The organism is Bacillus sp. GW823-FHT06A10 (assembly GCF_058795375.1).
In genome coordinates this window covers 1,121,377-1,132,794 of the sequence record NZ_JBXAHT010000001.1, presented here as the reverse complement: position 1 = coordinate 1,132,794, position 11,418 = coordinate 1,121,377, and the positions used below count along the sequence as shown (strand labels likewise).

Here is an 11,418-nt window from a genome sequence, read left to right as displayed (position 1 = left end):
ATAATTAATAGATTACTCGTTCACTATTGAAGTTCAAAGGTGGTAAAATCATTTCTCGTGTTAGGAAGCTCACACCCTTGGCTTCCCTCTCTGTAAACCGTAAAAATGATTTCTTGTCCTCATCGTTACTTTTTCGTTCATGTTTATTTGTTAACTCATTATACTCGCATAAAAAACAAAATCAATACTATTTTTCAATCATTTTAAATTTTCAATCTACAAATCCGTAAAAAAACACACTCATCCCTAGGAAAGGGACGAATGTGTTTTCGTGGTTCCACCCTTGTTCCAATCTAGACGTATCTCTCCCTAGATTGCTCAAGTTCAGATAACGGCTGATACCGTCAATAATTAATAGATTACTCGTTCACTATTGAAGTTCAAAGGTGGTAAAATCATTTCTCGTGTTAGGAAGCTCACACCCTAGACTTCCCTCTCTGTAAACCGTAAAAATGATTTCTTGTCCTTATCGTTACTTTTTCGTTCATGTCTATTTGTTAACTTATTATAGTTATCAACTTTTTAAAAAGCAAGCCTATTTTTACTAACTATTTTCAAGAATTTTTTTTATTATATTTTACAATAGCATTATGCAACCGCCACTCAATTTACCTATTTTGTTATTTCTCCAGTTTATAAATCAACGGTTCATATATAAGTTCCCCATTCTAAAACCCGTACATATCCACCTTACAAAACTATATCAATAAAATTTTCAATACAATCTTTTTGTATAACTTTCTTCTAAAGAACGTGCAACATCTTCTTCTGAAGTATTCACTTTCGCATGCTCCAGCAACATTTTTACTGCTGATGGTAACTCTTTTTTATTTAACCAAGATTCTGGATCCCACATCTTAGAACGAATAAACGCTTTTGCACAATGAATATAACACTCTTCTATTTCAACAACAATTCCAAGCAACGGATTGCGTCCATTCGCCTGCATTTCTTTCAAAATTTCTTCGTCGTTTGTAATATACGCTCGGCCATTTATTCTGAGTGTCTCCCCAAGACCTGGAATAAAAAAGATTAGTCCTACACGTGGATTTGAAATAATATTCAAAATGGAGTCTATACGACGATTTCCTGGTCTTTCTGGAATGATAATTTTATTATTATTGAGTACGTATACAAATCCAGGTGCGTCTCCTCGCGGCGAGGCGTCACACTCCCCCAACTTATTTCCAGTGGATAATACTAGAAAAGGAGATTTAGAAAGAAAATCTACGCAATGGTGGTCTAATGATGAAATAACTTTTTTCAATGCTCGCTCACTTGGTTGCCCCAATATTTTCCGTAACTCTTCCTCTGTTGAAATAATCGATTTTATTTCCATACGCTCTATCTCCACTTATAATCGCCCCTTTTTCTTTATTTTCCCAAAATTCAATACGAATATTGTATAATAAAATTTGCAGAAAGGGGAATTAAAATGACAGAGTGGTTAACAATATTTGATTCTGAAAGAAATACACTTGGGAAGAAATTACGCGATGAAGTGCATCGTGACGGTGATTGGCACGAAACATTTCATTGTTGGTTTGTAGAAAAAGATGCTAACGATATATTCTTATATTTCCAATTACGCTCTAAAAACAAAAAAGAAGCTCCATGTATATGGGATATTACTTCAGCTGGACATATTATGCATGATGAAGATGTACAAATTGGTGGTCTTCGTGAAATCGAAGAAGAATTGGGGCTTTCCTTTCAAACTACTGATTTAGTATACAAAGGAATCTTTAAAATAGATTATGAAATTTCAAATCTTACTGATCGTGAATTTTGTCATATGTATTTTCACAATGTCATCAATCCACTTCCATTCGCACCAGGTGAAGAAGTAGACGATGTGATGAAAGTACATGCAACTTCTTTTCTACAACTTTTAAAAGGAGAGATTTCATCTTTAACGACTATTTCAGTCTTAAACAATACACCGATTACGATAACATTTGAAGATATTTATCCGTATGATCTTGCATACTATGAATTTGTTATAGAGCAAGGAAAAGAATTATTAAAAAATAATAGTTTATAAATAAAATAGGACTCCTTGCATAATATTGCGTAGAGTCCTATTTTTTTATTATTGTTCAAGTATTTTTAATCTACTCTCTACTTGTATAAATAAACGAATGATTAATAACAGCATAACCACTATAATCGCTATTATTGTATGTGGATATCTAAACAGTATACTAATAACACTTCCAATTAACATCATGATGAATCCGTTTTGCTTCATCACTTCTGCACTATACCTGTTACCCGCATCCCATAATTCCTTATTTTTCATAGATCGTTTCGTACGATAACCATATGCCGCATTAATATCGATCGGTGGATTTTTTTGAAGAATAATTGCCGCAAGTATAAAAATAATACCAATCAATATGCTTATTCCTATGTTTACTAGTGCATCAATCAATTATATCCCCCCCTAACTTACACTTTCATTATACGACACAACCCTTATTTTTCCAATTTATAACACATTCACTTTCTTTCTTTCGATGTCTGGAACATACTTGGAAGTGTTACAAAACGTGCCCCTTTCGTTTTTAACTGCGGAATGATTTTGTCTAGTGCATCAACAGATCCTTGTAAATGCCCACCTGGAGTAGAATGCTGCAGTATGACACTACCTGGAAATGAATTCCCTAACACATTATTTGTAATCGTATCGGCACTTACACCTTTCCAATCAACTGTATCAACACTCCACTGTACAATCATAAAATTTTGCTCAGTTGCCCAATTCAATTGATTTTCAAGTATTTCACCATACGGTGGACGTATAAATTTAGGAGCATAGCCGGCTAAACGTTTTAATATTTCTTCCGTTTTTATAATTTGATTACGGTACTCAGCGTCATTTACTTTCGCTAAATTCGGATGACTGTACGTATGATTACCAATTACATGCCCTTCATTTGCAATACGCTTTACTACGTTCGGAAATTTTTCTGCGTTTTCACCAAGTAAGAAAAAAGTAGCTTTTACATTATGTTGTTTTAACTTATCTAATATTTTTGGCGTGAATTCTGAATCTGGTCCATCATCAAATGTAAGAGCTACTTCCGCTTTATTATACGGTCCTGAAAATGCGTACGCATATTTTTCAACCCATGTAAACGGTGTCCACGATCCACGATCATCTGCTTTCATTTGTACTTCATAGCTTTGAGGGATATATGCGTATGGCAATGCGCTTATATAGTCTCCATAATAAAATGAGTTATATGGCATATAAGCATACGAAACATCTCGTTCTAGTCCCCATTGATATGGAGCAAACATTTCTGGCGAATAAAAATAATACATAATAAAAAACCTCCCTAAATTTTCATATGTGATTCATCTGCACTTTGTTAGAGAAATTGTTATTCATAAACAAAAATAAGACTGTCCTTAATTAGGACAGTCTTACTGCTTACTATTATTAATAAATCGATGTACTATCTTTTGGCAAAGCTTTCACATGTTTTAAATAGTTCGTCACTTTATCATCATCATCTTGCGGATATTGATATTCATATGTGTTAGCGATTTCGTTCGCCACTTCCCTAAATAAATCACCCATGACAAAGAATGACTTCCATATGTTTTCATATTCTGCATTAGAAAATGTTCTTTTAAATTGCACCCACATATCTTTTTCAATATATTGCTCGAAATGCTTTCCAAACTTCCCTGCATTAACTGTAAAATCTGTTTTCATACCAATATACCATTCTAGCATTACGATGAACATATCTCGCACTGGTCCCTCAAGCATTCCTTTTGCATAAGAAAGCTCTTCTCTCCATAGCCCTTTTGCCACATTCGTACTACACCACCAAAATTCATTACAACAATCCAAAAACTCTTTTTCTGTAGGCTTTTTTATTAAGTAATCTTTATCGCTTGCTGGCGGGAATCCTTCCATACAATTATCTTTATCGAGAAGTAATTTACTTAAACTATCTTGTCCAACGAACTTTTTTATTAACTCAACTGGAACTAGCGTTAAATCAATCCGATTCCCATCCATGAACTGCATCAAATACGGAAACTTCCCATCTTCATCTGGTTGAACTAACGACATTTCTTCTGGCATTTGTACTATCATTATTTCTCCAAATCTATGAACCCAATTATGATTAGACGTAAAAGATTGTATATCATTTACAACATACATAATATCATAGTCTTGAAAACAATCTCTTTTCACATTTGGATTTACACGCGATCCATTCATGATAACTGCTCGAATTCTTCCATCCTCTTTTGCTGTATTAATAATTAAGTCTAGCATTTCTTTTTCAGTTCTCATCTACTTATAGCCTCCAATTTTTTGATATATAATATAGTGTTATGTATGTCGGAGGCCCACGAGCTAATCTCGTTATACAAGATACATGTTATAATTTTTCAAACATCTTTTTCATTCTATCTATCTCCTTACCTCATTCTTTTACGATTGCCATTACAAATCCATCGTATCCCTTACTTCCGACAGTTTGAAGCGCTGTAGCACTAACACGTGGCTCAGCAGCTATTAATTCATAGAAACGACGTATCCCTTGTACACGAGGATCGGTACTAGTATTGTCAATAACTTCTCCTTTACGTACTACGTTATCCCCAATAATTACAGTACCCGGTCGTGATAGTTTTAGTGCCCATTCAAAATAAGCAGGGTTATTTTGTTTATCAGCATCTATAAAAATAAAATCAAACGGTTCATACTTCTCGTTTTCTATTTGTTGTAAAGAATCTAACGCTAATCCTGTTCGTATTTCAATTTTATCAGTCAAATTAGCACGCTCAATATTGCTACGTGCAATTTCAGCATGTTTTTCACTTGCTTCCAATGTAACAACTCGGCCTCCAGATGGCAATGCTCTAGCAAGCCATATCGTGCTATACCCGCCTAGCGTGCCAATTTCTAAAACATTACGAGCCCCTTGAATTTGTACTAATAATTGTAAAAACTTCCCTTGCGTTGGTGATACATCATGTGCTGGCAAATTAGCTGCAGCATTAGTTTGAAGAACCCCTTCTAATGTAGAATCTTTCGGTATTAATACATCACTCATATATTGATCAACAGCCGTCCATTTCTCAATTTCACTCATGCAAATACCATCCCTTTCAATTTCCCAATGCTTTCTACCATTCACTTTTAATTATACCGATAATTCTGTCTCGAATACAAAAAATAAAGAAGGGACATCTACCCCTTATAGAATAGATATCCCTTCTTTTAAAGTTAAATTTACTTCCTATGGATTAGTAGACCAAAGCCCAGCAGATTTAATAAATGTACGTTTATTTAATTTCAGCTGCGCTACGATAAATTCTGCAATATCTTCTGCTTGCATTACTTTATCAGGGTTTCCATCAGTTAATCCTAAATCAACAGCCATATCAGTTGCTACTGTACTTGGAGTTAAAGCTGTTACACGAATGTTATGTTTGCGAACTTCCATCGCTAACGATTCTGTTAAGCCAAGGACACCAAATTTAGAAGCACTATATGCACTTGTTACAGGTGCACCTTTTTGCCCTGCTGTAGATGAAATGTTAATGATATCACCAGATTGTTGTTCAATCATGCTCGGTAAAGCTGCACGAGTTGCATAGTATACACCCATTAAGTTTACTTGAATGATTTTTTCCCAATCAGCAACGTCTAGTTCTAAAAACTTACCGAATTTAGAAATACCAGCGTTATTAATTAAAATATCGATAGATCCTAAACCATTTTTTAACGTTTCAATCGCAGTTGTGACTTCTTCGTATGAAGAAACATCAGCAGTGGCAATAACAGCTTTTACACCTTCTGCTTCTACTTCTTTCGCTACAGCTTTTAAGTTTTCTTCTGAACGAGCTAATAAGCCTACATTTACGCCTTCTTTCGCTAATGCGATTGCTACAGCGCGACCAATCCCTCTACCTGCTCCTGTAATTAAAGCATTTTTACCTTGTAATAATTCTGCCAAGTATAACACTCCTTAATCATCTCAGTTATGTATTATATTAAAATTGTATCTATGTTTATGTAAAAAGGCAATGATGCACTTTCATGTGCGTAGGTTACTTGTAGGTAACTATAGAAAGGTTTTGTTTATAAGTTTCATGTTTTTACCATTATTCATGTAAAATAAAAACAAATCCAGCATAGGAGAGTGTATGTGTATGAAAAGAAAAAAATGAGTCTTGTTACTAACTGCAGTCGGACTATTTATCATTTTGTTTGCCCTGTACTTTATATTTGGTAATCCACTAAATTATAAAGTAATAGAAAAAGATACTAGCAATTATCTCCATATTAAAAAAGGTTATAAGCAAGAAGAAATGCAAGACATAACCGGAAAATATACTCCCATTTATAATATTGGCTATTATGCAACAGTAGTATATAAAGACGAACCATATTTTACATACTCTTATACATACGATGATAATAAAAAAATAATACAAGACAACGGTATTTTAGGAAGACATACTGAGTCATTTGAACATCTTAATTTAAACTGGTCGTTGTTTAACCAGTTAGTAGATGGTATTCATACAAACTTGCAAGGAAGAGGTTTAAGAGAAAAGAAAGATTATTCTATACGAAACGTTCAATTCATTGATATAGATGACGATAAAAACGGTGCAGAAGCATACGTTGACTTTAAGAAAGATAAAGAATCTGATTACTCATACCGTATGAATAGCGAAGGAAAAGCTTATCAATATAATTGCAGTAACGGTAAATGCATTTTTAAAGAAAAATAGTGTTAGAAGGCTCTCCTTCTAACACTATTTTTCTTCATAATTAGGAATACACACAATAAATTCTGTTCCATTTCCTTCTTCACTCTCTACTTTTATCTCTCCTTGATGAAGGTCGAGTACTTTCTTTACAATAGCTAAACCTAAGCCACTTCCTCCATAGGCACGATTTCGTGAAGAATCCGCTTTATAAAAACGCTCAAAAATATGTTGTTTCTGTTCTTCTGATATACCGATTCCCGAATCATGGATGCGCACTTCCACTACTGTTTCATGTTCCTTTAACTGAATAGTAATCGTGCCACCGCTTGGAGTAAATTTAATACTATTATGAATTAAATTAATCCACACTTGACTCATACTTTCTTGGTCAGCAATAACATGTACTTTTTCTAAATCTAGTTCTAACTCGATTTCTTTTTCAGCCCAGAGTGGTTCACTATTTAACACAATTTGCTTTAACTGCTGATCTAATCGATAACTCACTCTTTCTGGTATATACTCTTCTGATTCTAAAAGAGTTAGCTTCAATAAGTTTTGACTTAGTTTAGATAATCTCGTTGTTTCAGTTTCAATAATGGTAAGATAATGTTTTCTTTTTTCCTCAGAAAGATTATCGTCTTGTAGTGCTCTAGCAAATCCTTTTATAGAAGTTAATGGTGACTGTATTTCATGAGAAACATTCGATACAAATTCTTGTCTCATTTTCTCCATCGTATTCAGTTCATCTGTCATATCATTTATACTTTTTACGAGCACACCAATTTCTCCATCATACTTTTCTTCATTTCGTATTTTTACGGAGAAGTCTCCTTTTGCAATTTTTTGTATCGGTTCAATAATAGTCCAAATCATTGCCTCTCGTTTTGGCCTCATTAATATTCCAATTAATGTCCAAATAAGAATAATAAATACAAAACCGACCATATCACTAATTAGAAAGGCAACAAATGGCGATACGTTTACGTCAAAAGCATTCAATATACTAGTTGCTACATAAAATGCGATAGACCAAACGATAGTAAGAAAAGAAAAGAGCGCTAATACCGCTCCAAATACTTTCAGCATCTTCAACTTACTCATTCGTTTTCTTTTTCTCATTTACTTACCTCTAAGCGATACCCTAATCCTCTTATTGTTTTAATACTAAATTTCGACTGCTCTTCTTGAAACTTCTCACGTAACCGATTAATATGAACGTCTAGTGTACGTTCATTCCCTTCAAAATCATATCCCCATATTTCTTCAATTAATTGCTCTCTCGAACAAGTTCTTCCCGATTTAGACCCTAAAGTAAAGAGCAGCTCAAATTCTTTTAACGGTAACATAACCGTTTGTTCTCCAGATGTAACTTCGAATGTTTTACGATTTAATAATACATTTCCAACTTGAATCGATTGTGAAACTGTAATTTGGTAACGTTTCAATAATGCCTTTACTCTCACTACTAGTTCTATAGGGTCAAATGGCTTTACAAGATAATCATCTGTCCCAAGGTGAAATCCTTTTACTTTTTGTGATGTTTCCCCTTTGGCAGTTAGCATCAGAACCGGGATATCATAGTATTTTCTTAATTCAAAACATACATCAAACCCATCCATATTTGGCATCATGATATCAAGAATAACCATATCGACTTTTACGTCATCCATTTTCCGAAGTGCATCTATTCCATCAATTGCCTCATACGTTTGAAAACCTTCTCGTTCTAAAAATACAGAAACGAGTTCTCTAATGTGCGGATCGTCGTCTACTATTAAAATTTTAGGTATCAAAGGAACCATTTCCTTTCTACTTAGCATCTAATATATTTTTTTTAAAATGCACCCTCTTTAATTTTCAATTGTTGCGTTGCAAACTCACAATACATATCATGCGTCTGTAATAATTCATCATGCGTACCACTACCTGTAAGATTCCCTTTCTCAATAAAGATAATTTTATCTGCATCTACAACAGTAGAAAGTCTATGCGCAATCACTAACGTTGTTCTGCCTTTCATTAAGTTATTTAACGCTTTTTGAACGACAGACTCAGATTTACTATCTAAGCTTGAAGTTGCCTCATCGAGCATAAGAATTTGCGGATTTCGAAGTAACGCTCGGGCAATGGCAATTCGCTGTCTTTGCCCACCAGAAAGCTTCACACCGCGTTCTCCAACTTCTGTTGCATAACCGTTTGGTAAGTCATGAATAAATGCATCAACATATGCCATTGCTGCTACTTTTTCAATTTCTTCATCCGTTACTTCACCTTCAACGCCGTAACAAATATTATCACGAATCGTTCCATCGATTAACGGACTATCTTGTGATACGTAACCGATTTGACGTCGCCATGACTGTAATGAATAACTCGTAATTGATTCTTTTCCTAATTTAATGGCACCACTAGTTGGCTCATAAAAACGTTCCAGTAATGAGAATAACGTTGTTTTCCCACTACCACTTGGTCCTACAATCGCTGTCACTTTTCCAGATTCAATTATGAAATCAATATTTTTCAAAACTTGCTCTTCTTCGTTATACTCAAAATGTACATTTTCAAGAACGATCGGCTGCTTAGCATTTGTCACTTTCACACCAGTTTCATGATCTTCTACTTTATATTCTAAAATCGTACTAATTCTTTCCGTTGCACCAATTGCCTTTTGGAATTGTGTAAAGAACATAGATAATTGACTCATCGGCATTACAATTTGAACTAAATACAAAATAAACGCTACAAGTTCACCAGTTGTTAATGCACCGCTAGAAACTCTCATCCCGCCATATCCTACGATAATAACAAGTAGTGCCATTAAAACAAACGACATAACTGGCGAAATTAATGCTTGCACTTTTCCTTCTTTCAAACCAAATTGTAATAACTTTTGTATACCTGTATTACCCGTTTCATATTCTCTTTTTTCTGTATTTGAAGATTTCACTAAACGAATTTCTGATAACACTTGCGTTAACACACTTGTAAAAGATGCCGTTTCATCTTGAAGCGCTTTTGAAATCTTATACATTTTTCGTCCAAGTGGAACTAGAATTAATACAGACAACGGAATAACCGTTAAAAGTAACGCAGTCATTTTCCAATCTAACACAAATAATACAATTAACGATCCAACAATTGAAATACCACCTGTTAATAAGTTTGACAAATGCTCAGAAATTAACGTTTTCACAACACCTGTATCATTCGTCATACGGCTAATGGTATCACCTGTTCTATTTTGATCGTAATAAGATACCGGCAAGATAAGTACCTTTTTCCACAAACGTTCTCTTAGTCCCGCTACAATCTTCTGCCCAATATAATTTAGTAAATATATAGACAACCCTGCCGCAATAGTTTGCATTACAAAGAAAGCAACTAACCCAACAATTTGTCCTGCACTAATTGAAGAAAGCGAAAAATTATCTACTAATCCTTTTGTTAGCATAGGAATAAATAAACTCGCTCCCGTAGAAAGCAAACTCATTAATAACGCAAAAACTAAAATTCCTTTCGGAGGATTTGTATCTTGAATAAGGCGTAAAAACTGCCTCCAGCTCCCTTTTTTCTTCATTTCATTTCTAACTTCCATTCCTGTTCATCTCCTCGTGTTAAACCAAACTGTTCTTGCTAAAATTAGAATACGATACAAATGTAAACTGAATGTAAACACACTTTTTCTATTTTTACAAAATATACATAAAAACTCATCTTTACAACAGATATAAACATCTGATATTATTACCTGGTACTTAATATTATTCTATGTGAATTATAGATAAATAATTTAAAACACGATATAAATCTCCAGTTAGTGAAAGGAGTATCCTTTTTGCAAACAAATATACATTCTGAAAAGGAAACAATTATTTTTATTCATGGATTAGTTGGCAATCGTCGCGCCTTCAAAAAGGAGCAAAAACGATTTTCTGCCTCCTACAACATTATAACTTATGACTTATTAGGTCACGGTGATGATAAAGGAGAAGCAATCGACTTTTCATTACAGCGTCTCGTAGATCAATTATTAAACTTATATGAACAAGAAGGTATTAAAAAAGCTCATATTTGTGCGCTAAGTTACGGCTGTTACATCTCTACAATTTTTGCACAAATGCATCCAGAAAAAGTATTAAGTATTTGTCATATTGGAGGACATTACAATAACCCTTCTCGCTTATATAGCGTATTCCAAAATTTTTGGGAGAAGCGAGGGGATGAATACTCTAAATGGCTCTCTCAATACGCAAATACTATTTTTCCAAGTGGTATACTAAAAGCAAATCCGTTTGCAGTCATTTCAAGAAATATTTACTACCGTTTCGGATTACAATTACATTCATCCATTATTGCCCAGTCATTACGACATCGGTTAGAATTCGATTTAAAGTCTAAATTAAAATCACTTCCTCACCCTATACTATGGGTAATGGGAGAGCATGATCATCTCTATAAATCTTGTCTATTTGATTTGAAATCTATTTTACCTAACGTTCTATATAAGGAAATACCTTTAGCAGGACATGCAGCGAACTTATTTCGTCCTAACTATTTCCATGACTTATATGATCGATTTTTAAATGGAAATTTAAAATAAAAACTATTAAACTTCCAATTTATACAACTATAAAAAGGCTTCCCAAGTTTCCTTGGAAAGCC

12 protein-coding genes and 1 other annotated feature are annotated in these 11,418 nt (G+C 34.0%); of the genes, 3 read left to right on the top strand and 9 right to left on the bottom strand.

All coding sequences use genetic code 11. From position 1 onward, the window contains the following. Positions 1-250 precede the first annotated feature (250 nt). Positions 251-482, bottom strand: a binding site (T-box leader). Between the two features lie 233 nt (positions 483-715). Continuing rightward, positions 716-1,354, bottom strand: coding sequence for a pyridoxamine 5'-phosphate oxidase family protein (locus AC1Q8M_RS05860; protein WP_000402144.1), 639 nt, complete (start codon positions 1,352-1,354; stop codon positions 716-718). Between the two features lie 81 nt (positions 1,355-1,435). Between AC1Q8M_RS05860 and AC1Q8M_RS05855 the strand changes: the two genes are divergently transcribed. Then, positions 1,436-2,044: an NUDIX hydrolase gene (locus AC1Q8M_RS05855; RefSeq protein WP_000141386.1), complete on the top strand. Its 609-nt coding sequence runs from the start codon at positions 1,436-1,438 to the stop codon at positions 2,042-2,044. A 48-nt stretch (positions 2,045-2,092) separates the two neighbouring features. On the opposite strand, the gene AC1Q8M_RS05850 is transcribed toward AC1Q8M_RS05855, so the two are convergent. The 5 genes from AC1Q8M_RS05850 to AC1Q8M_RS05830 form a co-directional block, all read right to left on the bottom strand. After that, a complete protein-coding gene (locus AC1Q8M_RS05850) occupies positions 2,093-2,431 on the bottom strand; it encodes an SdpI family protein (protein ID WP_141549512.1) in 339 nt (112 codons plus the stop codon). A gap of 71 nt (positions 2,432-2,502) precedes the next feature. Then, positions 2,503-3,330 carry a peptidoglycan-N-acetylglucosamine deacetylase gene (locus tag AC1Q8M_RS05845; RefSeq protein WP_000291203.1) on the bottom strand — a complete coding sequence of 276 codons (828 nt, stop codon included), beginning with the start codon at positions 3,328-3,330 and terminating at the stop codon, positions 2,503-2,505. Between the two features lie 118 nt (positions 3,331-3,448). Beyond that, on the bottom strand, positions 3,449-4,321 hold the full coding sequence (locus tag AC1Q8M_RS05840; protein ID WP_001258528.1) for an aminoglycoside 6-adenylyltransferase: 873 nt from the start codon (positions 4,319-4,321) through the stop codon (positions 3,449-3,451). A gap of 133 nt (positions 4,322-4,454) precedes the next feature. Beyond that, entirely contained in the window at positions 4,455-5,126 is a 672-nt protein-coding gene (locus AC1Q8M_RS05835) for an O-methyltransferase (protein ID WP_025118476.1), read from the bottom strand. Positions 5,127-5,273: 147 nt separating this feature from the next. Continuing rightward, entirely contained in the window at positions 5,274-5,993 is a 720-nt protein-coding gene (locus AC1Q8M_RS05830; protein ID WP_000818985.1) for a 3-ketoacyl-ACP reductase, read from the bottom strand. 217 nt (positions 5,994-6,210) lie between these two features. Between AC1Q8M_RS05830 and AC1Q8M_RS05825 the strand changes: the two genes are divergently transcribed. Next, positions 6,211-6,777 (top strand): DUF3139 domain-containing protein, encoded by a 567-nt coding sequence (locus AC1Q8M_RS05825; RefSeq protein ID WP_000927526.1) that lies wholly within the window; start codon positions 6,211-6,213, stop codon positions 6,775-6,777. A gap of 24 nt (positions 6,778-6,801) precedes the next feature. On the opposite strand, the gene hitS is transcribed toward AC1Q8M_RS05825, so the two are convergent. From hitS to AC1Q8M_RS05810, 3 genes are read right to left on the bottom strand one after another with little or no spacing between them, the layout of a single operon-like run. After that, on the bottom strand, positions 6,802-7,875 hold the full coding sequence (hitS, locus tag AC1Q8M_RS05820; RefSeq protein ID WP_141549507.1) for an envelope stress sensor histidine kinase HitS: 1,074 nt from the start codon (positions 7,873-7,875) through the stop codon (positions 6,802-6,804). Next, positions 7,872-8,549 (bottom strand): envelope stress response regulator transcription factor HitR, encoded by a 678-nt coding sequence (gene hitR / locus AC1Q8M_RS05815; RefSeq protein WP_141534775.1) that lies wholly within the window; start codon positions 8,547-8,549, stop codon positions 7,872-7,874. The genes hitS and hitR overlap by 4 nt, the downstream gene beginning before the upstream one ends. A 41-nt stretch (positions 8,550-8,590) precedes the next feature. Next, positions 8,591-10,351 (bottom strand): ABC transporter ATP-binding protein, encoded by a 1,761-nt coding sequence (locus AC1Q8M_RS05810; protein WP_098855574.1) that lies wholly within the window; start codon positions 10,349-10,351, stop codon positions 8,591-8,593. A 240-nt stretch (positions 10,352-10,591) separates the two neighbouring features. Between AC1Q8M_RS05810 and AC1Q8M_RS05805 the strand changes: the two genes are divergently transcribed. After that, entirely contained in the window at positions 10,592-11,356 is a 765-nt protein-coding gene (locus AC1Q8M_RS05805) for an alpha/beta fold hydrolase (RefSeq protein WP_023521720.1), read from the top strand. Positions 11,357-11,418: the final 62 nt, after the last annotated feature.

Bases quoted from the DNA above. Each gene is read 5' to 3' on its own strand.
- AC1Q8M_RS05855 (WP_000141386.1), top strand. From the start codon at position 1,436: ATGACAGAGTGGTTAACAATATTTGATTCTGAAAGAAATACACTTGGG.
- AC1Q8M_RS05845 (WP_000291203.1), bottom strand. From the start codon at position 3,330: ATGTATTATTTTTATTCGCCAGAAATGTTTGCTCCATATCAATGGGGA.
- AC1Q8M_RS05840 (WP_001258528.1), bottom strand. From the start codon at position 4,321: ATGAGAACTGAAAAAGAAATGCTAGACTTAATTATTAATACAGCAAAA.
- AC1Q8M_RS05835 (WP_025118476.1), bottom strand. From the start codon at position 5,126: ATGAGTGAAATTGAGAAATGGACGGCTGTTGATCAATATATGAGTGAT.
- hitS (WP_141549507.1), bottom strand. From the start codon at position 7,875: ATGAGAAAAAGAAAACGAATGAGTAAGTTGAAGATGCTGAAAGTATTT.
- AC1Q8M_RS05810 (WP_098855574.1), bottom strand. From the start codon at position 10,351: ATGGAAGTTAGAAATGAAATGAAGAAAAAAGGGAGCTGGAGGCAGTTT.